The organism is Saccharopolyspora dendranthemae, assembly GCF_007829955.1.
Classification (GTDB): Bacteria; Actinomycetota; Actinomycetes; order Mycobacteriales; family Pseudonocardiaceae; genus Saccharopolyspora; species Saccharopolyspora dendranthemae.
This window is the reverse complement of sequence record NZ_VIWX01000002.1, coordinates 561,007-579,619: the sequence shown is the minus strand read 5'-3', so window position 1 is coordinate 579,619 and position 18,613 is coordinate 561,007. Positions and strand designations below refer to the sequence as shown.

Here is an 18,613-nt window from a genome sequence, read left to right as displayed (position 1 = left end):
CTGTCACTCCGGCTGCGTCCTGTCGAGCTCGGCGGCCACGACGTCCCAGATCCGCCCGGCGACGTCGGGGTTGATCAACATCTCGCGGTGGGAGCAGTCGAGCTGGTGCTCCCTGACCCCGCCCGCGACGAAGGGCTGCCACAGGTCGGCCTTCGGGGACGAGTCGGCGGAGATCAGCAGCAGGTCGCCGTCCGTCTTCCGCGTCCGGTGCGCCAGCAGGATCTTGGTGTTGTTGCGCACGATCCGGACGTACGCGTCGTGCTCCTCGCCGGTGAGCACGCCGGCCACCGTCTCCTCCTGCTCGGCGAAGCCCGCCCGCTGCTCGGCGGTGGGGCCGCCGTCCATCGGGCTGGCGTCCAGGACGACCAGCAGCGAGACCTCCTCGCCCGCTTCCCGCAGTTGCGCGGCCATCTCCTGGACGACGTTCCCGCCGAAGGACCAGCCGAGCAGTTGGTACGGGCCGCTGGCCTGCACCGTGCGGATCTGCGCGACGTAGTCGGCGGCCATCCGCGTCAGCGAATCGGGCAGGTCGCTGGTCACCGAGTCCGCGCCCCGCGGCCGCAGGGCGTAGAGCGGGTAGCGGTCCGACACGCGGTTGGCGAGCCAGCCGTACTCCCACCCGAGACCCAGCACTGTGTGGGCGCAGAAGATCGGTGCCCGGTCGCCGCTCGACCGCATCGGCACCAGCACGTCCGCGGACTTGCGCTGCCCGCCCCGCGCGATCCGGTCCAGGAGCCCGGCGACGGTCGGCGCCTGGAAGACCGCGCGGATCGGCACCTCCGCGTCGAGGACCGCCCTGATGCGGTTGACCAGCCGCACCGCCAGCAGCGAGTTCCCGCCCCGCTCGAAGAAGCTCTCCTCGACGCCGACGGACGGCACTTCCAGCACCTGCTCGAAGATCGAGCAGAGCAGCTGTTCCCGCAGGGTGACCGGACGGCGCCCGCCCGCTCCGGCGGACTCCTCCGGGGCAGGCAGCGTCGCGCGATCCAGCTTGCCGTTGGCCGTCAGCGGCAGTTCGTCGAGCACGACCACCGCCGAGGGCACCATGTACTCCGGCAACGTGCTCGCCGCGAACTCCCGCACCGCCGCCGCCAGGCGCGCCCGGTCGTCTCCCGGGTCGCCGACGACGTAGGCCAGCAGCCGCGGCGAGCCCGGAACGTCCTCCCGGACCACGACCGCGGCCTGCGCCACGCGCTCGTGCCCGGCCAGTGCCGCCTCGATCTCACCGGGCTCGATGCGGAAGCCGCGCAGCTTGACCTGATCATCGACGCGGCCGACGAAGTGCAGCTGCCCCTCGTCATCCCACCGCGCCACGTCGCCCGTGCGGTACATGCGCTCACCGGCAGACCCGAACGGGCAGGCGACGAACCGCTCGGCCGTGAGCGTCGGACGCCCCAGGTAGCCCCGGGCCAGCCCGTCACCGGCCAGGTACAACTCCCCCGCCACGCCGGGCGGCACCGGCCGGAAACCGTCGTCGAGCACGTAAGCCCTGACGTTCCAGAGGGGCGCTCCGATCGGCACGGTCGGGCCGTCCCGCTCCGGATCGCATTCCCAGGAGGTGACGGCGATCGAGGCCTCGGTGGGCCCGTAGAGGTTGTGCAACGGCACTCCGAGCGCGTCCCGGCAGCGGTCGCGCACCGATGCGGGCAGCGCCTCGCCGAGGCACAGGACCGCGCGCAGGCTGGTGCACCGCTCCAGAGCCGCCTCCTCCAGGAGCGTTCGCAGCACGGAGGGGACGAGCTGGATGACCGTCACCTGCTCCCGTTCGATCAAGTCGACCAGGTACCGGGGATCCCAGTGCCCGCCTTGACGAGCCATCACCATCCCGGCGCCGTTGAGCAACGGCCAGAACAGCTCCCAGACCGAGGCGTCGAACCCGAAGGAAGCCTTCTGCAGGACCCGGTCCTGCGGGAGAAGGCGGTACTCCTCCTGCATCCACGCCAGCTGGTTGACCACCCCGCGGTGCGGGACGACCACTCCCTTCGGGGTGCCGGTGGATCCGGAGGTGTACATGACGTAAGCCGGGTGATCGGAGCGCAACGGCGCCGTCCGGTCGGCGTCGGTGATCTCCCGGGTGCCCGCCGCTGCCACCGCCGACCGAACCGCCTTGTCGTCCAGGCTGATCCACTCCGGCTCGGTGTCCCACGACAGCCCGATGTCCGGCGACAGCTCGGTGTCCGCGGACCGGGGCCGACCCAGCCAGGACGCGGCGCTCGCCGTGGTCACGACGGCCACCGGCGCGGCGTCGGCGAGCATGTGGTCGACGCGCTGGAGCGGCTGGTCGGAGTCGATGATCAGGTAGGCGCCACCGCTCTTGACGATGGCCAGCAGTGCGATGACCTGTTCCACCGACCGGTCCATCGCCACACCGACGACGGTGTCCGGCCCCACCCCGCGCGTGATCAGGTACCGGGCGAGCCTGGTGCTCCGCGCCTCCAGCTCCGCGTAGAGGACCCGCTCCTGCCCGGCCAGCAGGGCGAGGGCGTCCGGGGTCCGCTCGGCCTGGAGGTGGAGCAGTTCGGCGAGCGTCCGGTCAGGCACGGGGTGCGCGGTGTCGTTCCAGTCCCGCAGGACGCGCTGCTGTTCCGCGGGGTCGAGCAGGTCGACGGTGTGCGCCGGCGTGGCGGGGTCCTCGGCGAGGGCCTCCAGGACGCGGACGAGCCTGGCCATCAAGGTGTCCACAGTGGATTTGTCGAACAGTTCGGCCGCGAACACCACGCCGCCGTCCATGCCGGCGGGCGCACCCGACTCGTCGAACTGCTCGTGCACCTCGATGTCCAGGTCGAACCGCGCCGACAGCAGTCCGGTGGGGTCCTCGGTCACCCGCACGCCCGGCAGCTGCGGCGTCGACCGGGCGTTGTTCTGCACGGCGAGCATGACCTGGAACAGCGGGTGCCTCGCCATCGAACGGGCGGGCGCCAGCTCCTCCACGAGCCGTTCGAAGGGAACGTCCTGGTGCTCGAACGCCTCCAGCACGCCCGTGCGCACCCGGTGGAGAAGTTCGGTGAAGTCCGGGTCGCCCGACAGATCGGTCCGCAGCACCAGGGTGTTCGAGAAGTACCCGACCAGCCCGTCGAGCCCCTGGTCCATGCGTCCCGCGACGGGGCTGCCGAGCACGATGTCCCGCCCCGCACCGCTCTTCGACAGCAGCACCGAGACCGCCGTGTGGAGGATCATGAACATCGTCACGCCTTCGGCCAGCGCCAGTTCCGCCAACCGCGCGTGCAGCCGGGCCGGGATCCGCAGCGCGGCCCACCCGGCCTCGCGGTCGGACACGGTCGGGCGCGCCCGGTCCACGGGGAGGGCGAGTTCCTGCGGCGCCCCGCGGAGCTTGTCCTTCCAGTAGCCGATCTGCTGGGCCAGCAGACTGTCCGGCTGATCCGTGTCTCCCAGCAGTTCCCGCTGCCACAAGGTGTAGTCGGCGTACTGGAGCGGCAACGGCTCCCAGCCCGGTTCGCGCCCCGCGCGCCGGGCGCCGTAGGCGTCCGAGAGGTCCCGCCACAACGGGCCCATCGACCAGCCGTCACCCGCGATGTGGTGCACCACCAGCGACAGCGCCCACTCCTGGGATGCGCCGTCGCCGACGCGGAACAGATCGGCCTTCACCGGCGGTTCCACGGCGAGGTCGAAGGTGTGGCCGGCCAGCTCCTCGCGCCGTTGCTCCAGCTCCGCCGCCGTCACGGCGGTCGTCGGGAGGTCGACGGTCACCTCGTCAACGGGGTGGACGCGCTGCGACGGCTGATCTCCCACCTGCGGGAAGGTGGTCCGCAGGCTCTCGTGCCGGGCGATCACGTCGCCGAGCGCGGCCCGCAGCGCCGCGGTGTCCAGCGGTCCGGAAAGCCGCAGCAGCAGGCAGATGTTGTAGAGGTGGTTGGGGCCTTCCAGGCGGTCGATGAACCAGAGGCGGCTCTGCCCGTAGGACACCGGCAGCACCTCTGGCCGGGACATGGGCACCACCGGCGGCCGGACCGGGCCACCGGACTGGGCCAGTTTCCCGGCGAGCCCGGCCACGACCGGTTCCTCGAACACGGCTCGCACGGAGATCTCCGCGCCCAAGACCGCCCGGATGCGGCTGACGAGCTTCACGGCCAGCAGGGAATGCCCGCCCAGCGCGAAGAAGTCGTCGTCGGGACCGACGCGGGGCACGCCGAGCACCTCGGCGAACAAGGTGCACAGGAGTTCCTCGCGCGGGGAGGCGGGAGCGCGCACGAGGTCGGTCGGCGCGGCGGGCTCGGGATCGGGCAGGGCGGCGCGGTCCACCTTGCCGTTGACGGTCACCGGCAGCCGGTCGAGCACCGTCACGTACGACGGCACCAGGTAGCTCGGCACCCGCTCGGCCACGAACTCCCGCACCCCGGCGGCCAATTCATCGCCACCGGTGCGGCCCGACGGCACCACGTACGCCGCGAGGCGCTTGTCGCTCACGCCGTGCTCGCGGACGGTGACCACGGCCTGCGCCACGTCCTCGTGCGCGGACACGACGGCCTCCACCTCGCCGGGTTCGACGCGGAAACCGGCGATCTTGACCTGGTCGTCGGCACGGCCGACGAACTCCAGCACCCCGTCGGCCCGCCACCGCACCACGTCACCGACGCGGTACATCCGGGAGCCCCCGTCCTCGAACGGGCAGGCCACGAAGCGCTCCGCCGTCATCCCGGGGCGCCGGGCGTAACCGCGTGCCAATCCGTCGCCGGCGACGTAGAGCTCACCGGGCACGCCGACGGGCACCGGGCGCAAGGCGCTGTCGAGGACGTACGCGCGGGTGCGGGCCAGCAGGCGCCCGAGCGGGATGTCCCGGCCGCTGTCGACGTCCGCGCGGCCGACGGGATGGGTGTGGGTGTAGGTGGTGCTCTCGGTGGGGCCGTAGCCGTTGGACAGGACGGTGCCGGGCAACTCGTCGAGCACGGTGCGGGAGTGCTCGACGGAGAGCTTGTCGCCGCCGGTCAGCAACGAGCGCACCCCGCGCAGCGCGTGGACGTCGACGTCGATGACCTGGTGCAGCAACCCGGTGGCCAGCAGGGCGACCGTGACTCCGTGCGTGGTGAAGAACTCGCGCAGCGACGCCACGGACGGCGATCCGGGAGGGCCGACGGCGAGGGTGGATCCGTTGAGCAGGCCCGCCCAGATCTCGAAGGTGGCAGCGTCGAACGACACCGACCCGACGTGCGACACCACGTCCCCGGCGCGCACGTCGGCGTAGTCGGCGGGGCGGGCCAGCCGGTCGATGGCGCGGTGGGTGACGGTGACGCCCTTGGGCTTTCCGGTCGAACCGGAGGTGTAGATCGTGTAGGCGGCGGATTCCAGGTGCGGCACCGGTTCTGGCGCTGCGGCGTCCTCGGCGTCCACTGCGGCACGGGTCGCCGGGTCGTCCAGCACGACGCGCACCCCCGAGCCGGGCACTCGCGAGACCACGTCGGCGGTGGTGAGCACGAGAGCCGGGGCGGCGTCGTCGAGCATCATCTCGATGCGGGCGGACGGGTACTGGGTGTCCACCGGGATGTACGCGCCACCCGTCTTCAGGACTGCCAGCAGCCCGATGACCATCTCCGGCGAGCGTTCCATGACGACCGCGACGGTCCGCTCCGGCCCGGCGCCGTGGCGCAGCAGGTACCCGGCGAGCCGGTCGGTGCGGGCGTCGAGTTCCGCGTAGGTCATGCGGAACCCGTCGGCGACCAGAGCGGTGGCGTCCGGGGTGCGGGCGGCCTGCGCGCGGAACCCGGCGGTCACGGTCTGGGCCGGTTCGGACCGGTCGGTCGCGTTCCACTCGCCCACGACGCGGCCCCGTTCCACGGCGTCGAGGGGATCGATGCCGTGGACCCGCTGCCGGGCGTCGGCGGCGACGGCGCCCAGGACGTGCAGCAGCCGGGCCACCAGCGCCTCGGCGGTCGCGCGGTCGAAGAGGTCGGTGGCGTAGGTGAGACCGCCGTCGACGCCTGCGGGAGCGCCCTGGTCGTCGTACTGCTCGGCGGCTTGGAAGTCGAGGTCGAACTTGGCGCCGGGCACGTCGGTGTCGAGCCGTTCGAGGTGCACGCCGGGCAGGTCCACCGCGGCTGCGGGCACGTTCTGCACGGAGAGGATCACCTGGAACAGCGGGTGGCGGGCCGTGGACCTCGCGGGCGCCAGTTCCTCGACGAGTCGCTCGAACGGCACTTCCTGGTGGCCCAGCGCGCCCAGCGCGGACTTGCGCACGCGGCCCAGCACCTCGGCGAACGTGGGATCGCCGGAGAGGTCGGTGCGCAGCACGAGGGTGTTGACGAAGAAGCCGACCAGGTCGTCGGCGGCCTCGTCGGTGCGGCCCGCGATGGGGCTGCCCAGCGGGATGTCCTCCCCCGCGCCGAGCCGGGACAGGAGCACGGACAGGGCCGCCTGCCAGACCATGAACATCGTGACGCCCTGCGCGGCGGCCAGTTCTGCCAGCGCACCGTGCAGTTCGGCCGGCACGTGCAGCGGCACCCAGCCGCCCTCGTTGCTCGCGACCGCGGGCCGCGGCCGGTCGGTGGGCAGCGACAGCTCCTCCGGGATGCCCTCCAGCGCGTCCTTCCAGTAGGCCACCTGGTGGTTGAGGGGACTGCCCGGGTCGTCCGAGTCGCCGAGGAGTTCGCGCTGCCACAGCGCGTGGTCGGCGTACTGCACCGGCAGCGGATCGAAGCGCGGGGCGCTCCCGGCGCGGCGAGCGGTGTAGGCCGCGGAGAGGTCGCGCAGCATCGGGGCCATCGACCAGCCGTCGGAGGCGATGTGGTGCGTGACGAGGACCAGCACCGCCTCGGCCTCTTCACCGCCGAGGTCGAAAAGGCTTGCCCGCACCGGGAGTTCCCCGGCGAGGTCGAAGACGTGCTGGGCGGCGTCGGCGATCCGCGCGTCGAGGTCGGCGCGAGCGACGGACTCGACGTGCACACGCACCCGGGCTTCGTCGGCAGGAACGATGTGCTGGAAGGGCTGCCCCTCGTGCTGCGGGAAGCGGGTGCGCAGGCTTTCGTGCCGGGCCACCACGTCGGCCAGCGCGGCATCTAGCGCGGCGATGTCGAGATCACCGGTCATCCGCACCGCGAGCGGGATGTTGTAGAGCGCGCTCGCGCCTTCGAAGCTGTCCACGAACCACAGGCGGCGCTGGGCGTAGGACAGCGGGATCAGCTCCGGCCTCGGCCGGGCCGTGAGGGCGGGCCGGACCGGTGCGTCGCCTGCCTCACCGATCGTCGCGGCCAGTCCGGCGACGCTCGGCGTCTCGAAGACCGCCTCCACGGGGATTTCCGCGCCGAGGACGGTGCGGACCCTGCTGACGAGGCGGACGGCGAGCAGGGAATGCCCGCCCAGCGCGAAGAAGTCGTCGTCGACGCCCACCCGCGGCACGCCCAGCACGTGCGCGAAGACGGCGCAGAGCAGCTCTTCGCGCAGTGACGGCGGCCGGCGCAGTTCACCCGCGGCGAGTGCCTCCGGCGCGGGCAGGGCTGCACGATCGACCTTGCCGTTGCCCGTCAGGGGCAATCGGTCGAGGCTCACCACGGCGCTCGGCACCAGGTACTCCGGCAACCGGGCGGCGACGTGCTCGCGCAGCGGCTCGGTGTCGTCGCCACCCGTCCAGACCACGTACGCCACGAGGCGCTTGTCGCCCGGGACGTCCTCGCGGACGGTGACGACGGCCTGCGCCACGGCCGGGTGCGCGGCCAGCAGCGACTCGGCTTCGGCGGGCTCCACCCGGAACCCGCGGATCTTGACCTGGTCGTCGGCGCGGCCGACGAACTCCAGCACCCCGTCGGCCCGCCACCGCACCACGTCACCGGTGCGGTACATGCGGGCGCCCTCGTCCTCGAACGGGCAGGCCACGAAGCGTTCCGCCGTGAGCCCGCTGCGTCCGGCGTAGCCGCGGGCCAATCCCGCGCCGGCCAGGTACAGCTCTCCGGAGATTCCCACCGGGACCGGGTCGAGCGCGCTGTCCAGGACGTAGCAGCGGGTGTTGTCCATCGGCCTGCCGATGGAGACCACCTCGCCGATGTCCCCGGGGTCGGTCAGCGGGATCTGGGTGCCGATGACGGTGATCTCGGTCGGGCCGTAACTGCTGCGCACGACGATGCCCGGTGCGGCGTCGAGAACCCGCCGCACGGCGTTCTTCGGGACGACGTCGGCACCGGTGAGCACGTCGCTGGCACCGGCGAAGGCCTCGGGGTCCTCGTCGGCGATGACGCGGAACAGACCGGCCGTCAGGTGCACGTGGGTCAGCCCGTGGTCGACGATCAGCGCCCGCAGCCGCGCGGCGTCCATGCGGCCCGGCGGGACGACGAGGATCTCGCCGCCGGTGAGCAGCCGCACCCACAGTTCCACAGTGGACCCGTCGAAGGTGTGCGGCGCGGCGAACATGCCGCGGGCCTGCCCTCGGAACCGCCAGCAGCCGTCGCCGGCCAGGTCGACGATGTCCCGGTGGGTGGTCGCGATGCCCTTCGGCTCTCCGGTGGAGCCGGAGGTGAACATGACGTAGGCGAGCTGGTCGGGCAGGCTGCGCCCGGTCACGGCGGTGGCCGGTTGGTCCGCCCACGCGGCGGAGTCCCCGGCGCGGACCACGGTGGCGACTTCCCGGCTCAGGTCGTCGGCGTACTTCTCGTCGGCCACGCACAGCGAGGTTCCGGCGCGGTGCAGCACTTCGGCGATGCGGGTGGCGGGCTGGTCCGGGGAGACGGTGACGTAGGCACCGCCCGCCTTGAGGATCGCGAGCAGCACGACGACGACCTCGATCGAGCGGTCCATGACGACGCCGACCGGCGTCTCGGGAACCACGCCGAGTTCGATGAGGTGGTGGGCGAGCTGGTTGGAGCGCTGGTCCAGCTCGGCGTAGGTGAGCTGCTGGGTGTCCTCGGTGAGCACTGTGGTCAGCGCGATGGCCTTCGGCGCGCGGGAAGCGCGGATCGCGAACAACTCGGGGACGGTGAGCGCCAGCGTGTCGCTGTGCGTGTTGTTCCACTCGGTGAGCAGGCGTCGCCGCTCGGTGTGGTCGAGCAGGTCGACGCGGGCGACGGGGCGGTGCGGGTCCGCGGTGACGGCGTCGAGGACGCGCAGCAGGCGCGCCACCAGGGTTTCGGCCGTGGAGTGGTCGAAGAGGTCCGCGGCGTAGGTGAGGCCGCCCAGCATGCCGTCGGGTTCGCCCGCGTCGTCGACGAGCTCGACGACCTGGAAGTCGAGGTCGAACTTGGCCATCGCCGGCGCATCGGGCCGGGAGTCGACTTCGAGACCGGGCAGCGTCACGTCCTGCTGCGGGATGTTCTGGACGGCCAGGAGCACCTGGAAGAGCGGATGACGGCCCTTCGAGCGGGACGGCGCCAGTTCCTCCACGAGCCGTTCGAACGGGATGTCCTGGTGTTCCAGCGCGCCGAGCGCGTTCTGTCGCACCCTGGCCAGCACCTCGGTGAAGTCCGGGTCTCCGGACAGGTCGGTGCGCAGCACGATGGTGTTGACGAAGAACCCGACGATGTCCTCGACCGCCTCGTCAGTGCGGCCGGCGACCGGGCTGCCCAGCGGGATGTCCTCCCCCGCGCCGAGCCGCGACAGCAGGACCGCCAGCGCGGCCTGCCACACCATGAACATCGTGACGCCCTCGGTGCGGGTGAGCTCCGCCAGGCGTTCGTGCAGCTCGGTGGGCACCTCGATGTCGGCCCATCCCGCGACCCGGCTGTCGACGTCGGGCCGGGGCCGGTCGTTGGGCAGCGCGAGTTCCTCGGGTGCGCCTTCCAATGCCTCGCGCCAGTAGGAGACCTGGCCGTGCAGGAGGCTGCCGGGGTCGTCCGTGTCGCCGAGCAGCTCTCGTTGCCACAGCGCGTAATCCGCGTACTGCACGGGCAGCGGCTCCCACTCGGGCGTCCGGCCGTCGCAGCGCGCCGCGTACGCCTCCGACAGGTCCCGCCACAGCGGGGCCATCGACCAGCCGTCACCGGCGATGTGGTGCACCACCAGGACCAGCGCAGAGGTGTCCGGTCCGGTCGTGAACAGCACCGCGCGCAGCGGGAGTTCGGCGGCCAGGTCGAAGACGTGCGCCGAGGTCTCGGCGATCCGCGCGCTGAGCTCCGCCGCGTCGACCTCGACGACGGGCAGCTCCACCGCTGCTTCGCCGGCGGGGGTGATGTCCTGGAACGGTTCGCCGTCGACCTCCGGGAACCGGGTTCGCAGCGTCTCGTGCCGGGCCAGCACGTCGGACAGGGCGGCCCGCATCGCGTCGACGTCGAGCTTCCCGGTCAGCCGCAACACCAGCGGGATGTTGTAGAGAGCGCCCGCGCCTTCCAGCTGGTCCATGAACCACAGGCGGCGCTGCGCGAACGACAGCGGCAACCGCTCCGGGCGGTCACCGGCCGAAACCGGTGGCCGCACCACGCTTCCCGACTCGGCGAGACGTTCCGCGAGCTGCCGGGCGGTCGGTGCCTCGAACAGGGTGCGGATGGGGAGTTCGGCGCCGAGGACGGTGCGGATCCGGCTGGCGAGGCGCACCGCTTGCAGCGAATGCCCGCCGAGGGCGAAGAAGTCGTCGTCGACGCCCACCCGCGGCACGCCGAGGACCTGGGCGAACACCGAGCACAGCAGCTCTTCGCGCAGGCCCGCCGGACGGCGTTCGGGCGCGGTTGCGGGAACGTCGCCGGGTTCCGGGTCCTCGAGGTGCAACCGCCCCTCGCGGTCCCAGCGGGCGCGGCGTCCGGTCGGGCGCATGGGGCTCCCGTCGTCGGTGAAGGGGCAAGGAGCGGAGGCGTCGTCGTCCCGGGCCGCGTCGTCGACGACGTGCAGGTCGCCGAGGACGCCCGGGGCCACGGGAGACAAGCCCGCGTCCAGCACGTAGGCGGCGCCCGCCGGCTGCCGGTGGGGCCACTCGGTCACGACGTGCCGTCGTTCGGCCGGGTCGAGAACGTCGACCCGGTGCACCGCGCGACCGGGGTCGCGCGCCAGGTCGTCGAGGACGCGCAGCAGGCGCGCCACCAGCGCGTCGACGGTCTCGTGGTCGAACAGGTCGGTGGCGTAGCCGAGCGCGCCCGTCATGCCGCCCGGCAGGCCCGCGTCGAAGCGCTCCGCGATCTGCAGGTCCAGGTCGAACTTGGCGTCGCCGGTGGCCGACCGGAGCGGTTCGACGTCGGCGCCCGCCAGTTCGGGCTCGGTGCGCGGAGTGGACTGCACTTCCGCGATCACCTGGAAGAGCGGGTGGCGACCGGTGTGACGGGTGGGGGCCAGCTCTTCCACGAGTCGTTCGAAGGGAACGTCCTGGTGCTCCAGCGCGCCGAGCGCGGCCTGCCGCACCCGACCCAGCACCTCCGTGAAATCCGGGTCCCCGGACAGATCGACGCGCAGCACGACGGTGTTGACGAAGAACCCGACGAGATCTTCGACCGCCTCGTCCGTGCGGCCCGCCACCGGGCTGCCCAGCGGGATGTCCTCCCCCGCACCCATCCTCGACAGCAGCACGGCCAGCGCCGCCTGCCACACCATGAACATCGTGACGCCCTCAGCGCGCGCCAGCTCCGCCAGCCGCCCGTGCAACTCGGCGGGAACCTCGACGTCGACCCAGCCACCGCTTCGCCCGGTGTCGGCGGTGCGCGGCCGGTCGAGCGGCAGCGCGAGTTCCTCGGGGGCACCGGCCAATTCCGCGCGCCAATGGGCGAGCTCGGCGGAGAGCAGACTGCCGGGATCATCGGCCTCACCGAGCAGATCTCGTTGCCACAGCGCGTAATCCGCGTACTGCACGGGCAGCGGCTGCCACTGCGGTGCCTCACCCGCGCACCGCGCCGCGTACGCCTCCGAGAGATCCCGCCACAGCGGGCTCATCGACCAGTCGTCACCCGCGATGTGGTGCATCACGAGCACCAGCACCGACGTCTCCGGGCCGGTCGTGAACAGCGCGGCCCGGAAAGGCAGGTCGGTGGCGAGGTCGAAGACGTGGCCGGTCGCCGCGGCGATCCGCGGGTCCTGCTCGTCCGCGGCCTCCAGCACCGGCAGCTCCACCGTCGCGGCGGCGACCGGGACGATCTCCTGGTGCGGCTCGCCGTCGACTTCCGGGAACCGGGTCCTCAGCGTCTCGTGCCGCGCGACCAGATCGTCCAGCGCCGCTCGCAGCGCGCTGACGTCGATCTTGCCGGTCAGCCGCAGCACCAGCGGGATGTTGTAGAGCGCGCTCGACCCGTCCATCCGGTCCACGAACCACAGTCGGCGCTGCGCGAACGACAACGGCAACTGCTCCGGTCGCGCTGCCGCCGAAAGCCCGGTGCGCGCGGGGACACCGTCGGTCTCGGCCAGCCGAGCGGCCAGCGCCGCCACCGTCGAGGCCTCGAAGACGGCCCGCACCGGGATCTCGACGCCGAGCACGGCGCGAACCCGGCTGACGAGGCGCACTGCGAGCAGGGAATGCCCGCCGAGCGCGAAGAAATCGTCGTCGACGCCCACCCGGTCCACGCCGAGAACCTGGGCGAACACCGAGCACAGCAGCTCCTCGCGCACGCCCACCGGCCGGACTGCGGCGCCGGTGGCGCGCTCGGGCGCGGGCAGGGCCGCGCGGTCGAGCTTGCCGTTGACCGACAGCGGCAACCGGTCGAGCACGACGAAGGCGGACGGCACCAGGTGCGCGGGGAGCCGGGACTCCAGTTCGCCGCGCAACGGTGCGGGCAGCTCGTCTCCCCGGGGCCCGGCGGGAACGACGTAGGCCGTGAGCCGCTTGTCTCCGGGCGCGTCCTCGCGGACGACGACCGCGGCCTGAGCCACTCGCGCGTCGTCGGCGAGCTGGGCCTCGATCTCCCCCGGTTCGATGCGGAAGCCGCGGATCTTGACCTGATCGTCGGATCGGCCGACGTAGAGCAAGCGGCCGTCGGCCGTCCGGCGCGCGGTGTCGCCGGTGCGGTACATACGGGTGCCCGCCGGCCCGAACGGATCCGCGACGAACCGCTGGGCGGTGAGCCCGTGCCGGTCCAGGTAGCCGCGAGCGACGCCACCGCCCGCCACGTACAGATCGCCGTCGACGCCGTCCGGCACGGGCCGCAGGTGCGCGTCGAGGACGTAGAGGCGCACACCGGGCAGCGGGCGGCCGATCGTCGGGGCGTCACCGGGGCGCAGCGGGCCGTCGGCCGCCCCGATGACGGTGATCTCCGTCGGTCCGTAGGCGTTGCCGAAAAAGCGCTCGGCACCCCAGCGGTCGACGAGCGCCGCACCCAGGGCCTCGCCCGCCACGAGCAGTGTCTCCACAGTGGACAGTCTCTGCGGGTCCTCGACCATGCCGAGGACCGTGGGCGGCAGCTGCAGGTGGGTCACGCCCTGCTCGGCGACCACGTCCTCCAGGCCCGCGCCCGGCAGGAGTTCGGCGGCGGGGGCGACGACGAGGCACGCGCCCGCGGCGAACGCCGTCATGATCTCCCAGGTCGCGACGTCGAAGCCGAGCGAGGCGAACTGGAGGAGCCTGCTGTCGGGTTCCAACCCGGGCCAGCGGTAGGCGAGCAGGTTCACCGCACCCGCGTGCGGGACCACGACTCCCTTGGGGGTGCCGGTGGAGCCCGAGGTGTAGATGACGTACGCCGGGTGCTCGGGCCGCAGCGGGACCGCGCGGTCGGCCTGCGCGACCGGATGGCCGGGACGGGCGGCGACAGCAGCGCGGACCGAGGGATCGTCGACGACGATCGGGGCCGGTCCGGGCAACGCGACGTCCTCGGCGATCGAGGCGGTGGTCAGGACGGCCACCGGGCCGGCGTCGGCGCACAGGTGGGCGATGCGCTCGGCGGGCTGGTCCGGGTCGATCGGCACGTAGACGGCGCCGGACTTCAGCACGGCCAGCAGCGCGACGATCGTCTCCGGTGAGCGGTCCATGAGGAGCACGACCCGGCCTTCGGGTCCGACGCCGTGGCCGATCAGGTGGCGCGCCAACCGGTTCGCCCGCTCGTCGAGCTCGGCGTAGCTGATGCGCTCGGCGCCGGAGGCGACGGCGTCGGCACCGGGGGTGGCGGCGGCCCGGTCGGCGAACACGTCGGTGAGGGTCCGGGTCCTCTCGGGAACGCCGGTGTCGTTGAACTCGACGAGGATGCGGTGGCGTTCCTCGCGCGGCAGCACGTCGATCTCGGCGAGCGGGGTGAGCGGGTCCTGTTCGAGGGCGGCCACGACGCGCTCGGTGGTGGCCAGCAGCAACCCGATGACGACGTCGGGGTCGATCCCGGCCGCGGCCTGCACGTCGAAAGCGATCTCGCGGCCGTCGTCGTCGACGGACACCAAGAGCGGGTAGTTGGTGCGTTCCCGCGCGGCGAGGACGTCGGCTCCCGACGAGAGGACGGTCTCGCGCTCCTCACCGGAGATGTTGTGCCGGTAGTTGAGGACTGCGGTGAACAGCGGAGCGGGCACCGGGACGCCGCTGGCGCGCTGGGCGTCGGCGAGCGAGGCGTGCTCGTGCGCCAGGAGTTCGGCCAGCTGGGCGTGCATGACCCGCACCGCGTCGGTCACGTCGGCGTCGCCGATCGAGGCCCGCACCGGCAGCGTGTTGATGAACATGCCGGGGACGTGCTCGGCGCCCGCCTGCACGCGGCCGAGCAGGAGGGTTCCGAACACGACGTCGTCGCCGCCGCAGAGCGCGGCGAGCACCCGGGACCACACGACGTGCAGGACGGTGGCGGGGCTCGCCCCGGCGCGCCGGGCCTGCTCGCCGAGCCGGGTGGTGACCAGCGGGTCCAGGACGGCGCGGCGTTCGGTGACGTCGCGGCCGTCGCCGCGCACCTCCAGCACCCCGAAGGGGGCGGTGGGTTCGGTGACGTCGCCGAGCAGCCGCGCGAAGTGCGCCTCGTGCTCCTCGGCGGGCGTGCCGAGCAGGGCTTCGCCGACGAAAGTGCGGTACGGCAGGGGTTTTGGCAGCGCGCCGCCTTGGCCGCTCAGGAAGGCCGTGACCTCCCGGAGGACCAGTTCGAGGGTGGTGTGGTCCTGGGTGATGTGGTGCATGCGGATCGCCAGCAGCCACCGATCCGTACCGGGCTCGGCCGCGACGGCGACGTCCATCAAGGGCGCGCGGCGCAGGTCCATCGGCCCGTCGGCGAGGGCCAGGAACCGCTCCACGTCGTCGGTGGGGTCGAGTTCGACCTCGGTCACCGGCAGGTCGACGTTCCGGTGCACGACCTGCACGGGATGCGGGAGCCCCTCCCAGGCTAGGCCCGTGCGCAGGACCTCGTGGCGCTCGATGACGCGCGGCCAGGCCGCGAGGAACTCCTCCAGCAGCGCCCGGGTGTCGAATCGCAGGACGTAGCGCACGAGGTACGGGTCGTCGGTGCCGTTCTCGGCGTGCAACCGGTGGTGGAAGAACAGGCCTTCCTGCAGCGGGCCGAGCCGGTAGATGTCGGCGACGTTGGTGGCGCCGCCGGGAACGCCACCGGTGACGGTGTCCAGCTCGGCGGCGGTGAGCCCGGCAAGCGGCACCATCTCCGGGGTGATCCGGGTGGCGCCGGGCGGCGGGGTGCCCTCCGGGATGTCGACGGGTGCGCGACCGGCGACGGCGGCGAGCCCGGCCGGTGTCGCCGCGGTGAACAGGGTCCGCACGTCGACGGGCACACCCCGGTCGCGCAGTCGCTCGACGAGCCGCACCGCGAGCAGGGAATGCCCGCCCAGAGCGAAGAAGTCGTCGTCGACGCCCACCCGGTCCACGCCGAGGACCTCGCCGAAGACCGAGCAGAGCACCTCCTCGCGGACCGTCGAGGGGCCGCGTCCTGCGGACGAGGCGAACTCGGGCGCGGGCAGGGCACCCCGGTCCAGCTTGCCGTTGACGGTGAGCGGCAACCGCTCCAGCGGGACGACCGCCGCGGGCACCATGTGGGCGGGCAGCAGCTCGGTGACGGCGTCGCGGACCGACCGCGCCAGTGCGTCGCCGTCCTCTGCAGGATCGCGGGCGACGACGTAGGCGATCAGCCGCTGGTCGCCGGGGGCGTCCTCGCGCAGGAGGACCGCGGCGTGCGCGACGCGCTCGTCGGTGAGCAGGGCGGCCTCGACCTCACCGGGTTCGATGCGGAAACCCCGCAACGACACCTGGTCGTCGGCGCGGCCCAGGTACTCCAAGGTGCCGTCGCTCCCCCACCTCGCGAGGTCGCCGGTGCGGTACATGCGGGCACCGCCGGGCTCGAAAGGACAAGCGACGAACCGGTTCGCGGTGAGCGCGGGCAGGCCGAGGTAGCCGCGGGCGACACCGGAGCCCGCGACGTACATCTCGCCGGTGACGCCGGGCGGTACGGGTCGCAGGTGGGCGTCGAGGACGTGGACGCGGGTGTTGTCCAGCGGCAGGCCGATCGGGCTACCGCCGTGCGGGCCGGGCCGCGTGCCGGTACCGATGTCGAGATGGGTGACGTGCACGGTGGTTTCGGTGATGCCGTACATGTTCACCAGCGCCGGTCCATCCCGGCGGGTGAGCCGGGCGGTGTCCAGCGCCTCGCCGCCGAGGACGACGAGCCGCAGCGGCGCAGCGAGAGCGGTGCCGGGTTCCTGCTCGTCGGCGTGCTCGAGCTGGTGGAACGCCGATGGGGTCTGGCTGAGGACGGTCACGCCCTCGTCGGCGAGCAGGCGCCGGAAATCGCGCGGCGAGCGGGACGTGTCGTGGTCGACGACGACGAGCCGACCACCGGTCAGCAGGCAACCCCACAGCTCCCACACCGAGAAGTCGAAGGCGTGCGAGTGGAACCAGGTCCACACGTCCTCGCCGTCGTCGAACGAGTACCGCGCGGCCGCGCTCCGCAGCAGTGCCGTGACCTGGGAGTGGGTGACGACGACGCCCTTCGGGACGCCGGTGGAGCCGGAGGTGTGGATGACGTACGCCGGGTGGTCGGCCAGCAGCGGGCACGACCGCTCGTCCTGGCTGATCGGGTCCGTGCCGCACGCTGCGACGGCCGCCTGGACGGCCGGGTCGTCGAGCACGACGCGGTCGACGTCGGCCGGCAGCCGATCGGCGAGTCCGGTGGTGGTGAGCAGGACGGCGGGCTCGACGTCGGCGAGCAGGCTGCCGATCCGCGCGTCCGGGTAGGCGGGATCGATCGGCACGTAAGCACCGCCCGCCTTCATCACCGCGAGCAGCGCGACGACGAGGTCGGGGGTGCGGTCCATCGCGACGGCGACCCGCGTCTCCGGGCCGACGCCTCGCCCGATCAAGTGGCGGGCGAGCCGGTTGGCCGCGACGTCCAGTTCGGCGTAGGTGAGGCTCGCGGTGAGGGCACTCGCTTCCGGGCGGGCCACCGCCTGCTCCGCGAAGAGGTCCGGGAGGGTCGCAGGGGGCAGGGCGCGGGTGGGGCCGGCGCTCGCGCTCAGCGCGCGGTGTTCGGCAGGTTCGAGCACGTCGATGGCGTGCAGCCGGGTTCCGGGATCGGCGGCGACGGCCTCCAGCACCCGCAGCAGGCGGGCCGCGAACGACTCGACGGTCGCGCGGTCGAAGAGGTCGGCGGAGTAGGTGATCTCGACGTCCACCCCCGCGGGTCGGTGCCAGACCTGGAAGTCGAGGTCGAACTTGGCCAGCGGCAGGTCCGCGACGTGGGCGGTGGCCGTCAAGCCGTCCAGCTCGACGGCGGTCTCGGGGGCGTTGTGGAGGGTCAGGTTGACCTGGAACAGGGGGTGCCTGCTCAGCGACCGGTGCGGGCCGAGCTCCGCCACGAGCCGTTCGAAGGGGACGTCCTGGTTCCGCAGCGCGTCGACGGTCGTCTCCCTGACCCGGCCCACGACGTCGGCGAAGGCCGGGTCGCCGCTCAGGTCGGTGCGCAGCACGAGGGTGTTGACGAAGAACCCGACGAGTCCTTCCAGCCCGGCCTCATCGCGACCGGCGACGGGAGTGCCGACCGGGATGTCCTGGCCTGCACCGAGTTTCGACAGCAGGACGGCGATCGCGGCCTGCCACACCATGAACGGCGTCGCGTTCTCGGCGCGCGCCAGCTCCGCCAGCCGCTCGCGGAGACCGGCGGGAACCTCGAAGCGAACGGTGTCTCCCGCGCGTGCCGAGATCGCGGGGCGCGGCCGGTCGGTGGGCAACGACAACTCCCCCGGCGCGCCCGCGAGCGCCGCGCGCCAGTGGGACAGTTGGGTGGCCAGCACGCTTTCGGGGTCGTCGGCCTCGCCGAGCAGTTCGCGCTGCCAGAGCGCGTAGTCGGCGTACTGCACGGGCAGCGGTTCCTGCTTCGGTGCGCTTCCGGCCCTGCGTGCGGCGTAGGCGACCGACAGGTCCCGCCACAGCGGGTCTGCCGACCACCCGTCCGCGGCGATGTGGTGCAGCACCAGCACGAGCACGGCTTCCTCGGGCCCCGAGGTCAGCAACCGGGCGTGGCACGGGAGGTCGTGGGCCAGGTCGAAGACGTGCCGGGCGGTGCCCGCGATCTCCGCCTCCAGCCCGTCCGCCGACACCTCGGTGACGAGCAAGGGGTCGCCGATGTCGTCCGGGAGCACGATGTCCTGGACGGGTTCGCCGTCGTGCTGCGGGAAGCGGGTGCGCAGGCTCTCGTGCCGGAGGAGCACGTCGGTCAGCGCCGCGCGCAGCGCGCCGATGTCGAGCCGGCCCTTCAGCCGCAGGACCAGCGGAACGTTGTAGAGGGCTCCTGCCCCGTCCAACTGGTCCAGGAACCACAGCCGACGCTGCGCGTACGACGCAGGAATCACGGACACTCCTTGGTTTGTGCTG

1 protein-coding gene is annotated in these 18,613 nt (G+C 72.7%); it reads right to left on the bottom strand.

The genetic code is table 11. The annotated features are described in order from the left end of the window. Nucleotides 1–3 precede the first annotated feature (3 nt). On the bottom strand, nt 4–18,591 hold the full coding sequence (locus tag FHU35_RS11475) for a non-ribosomal peptide synthase/polyketide synthase (RefSeq protein WP_186459382.1): 18,588 nt from the start codon (nt 18,589–18,591) through the stop codon (nt 4–6). Nucleotides 18,592–18,613: the final 22 nt, after the last annotated feature.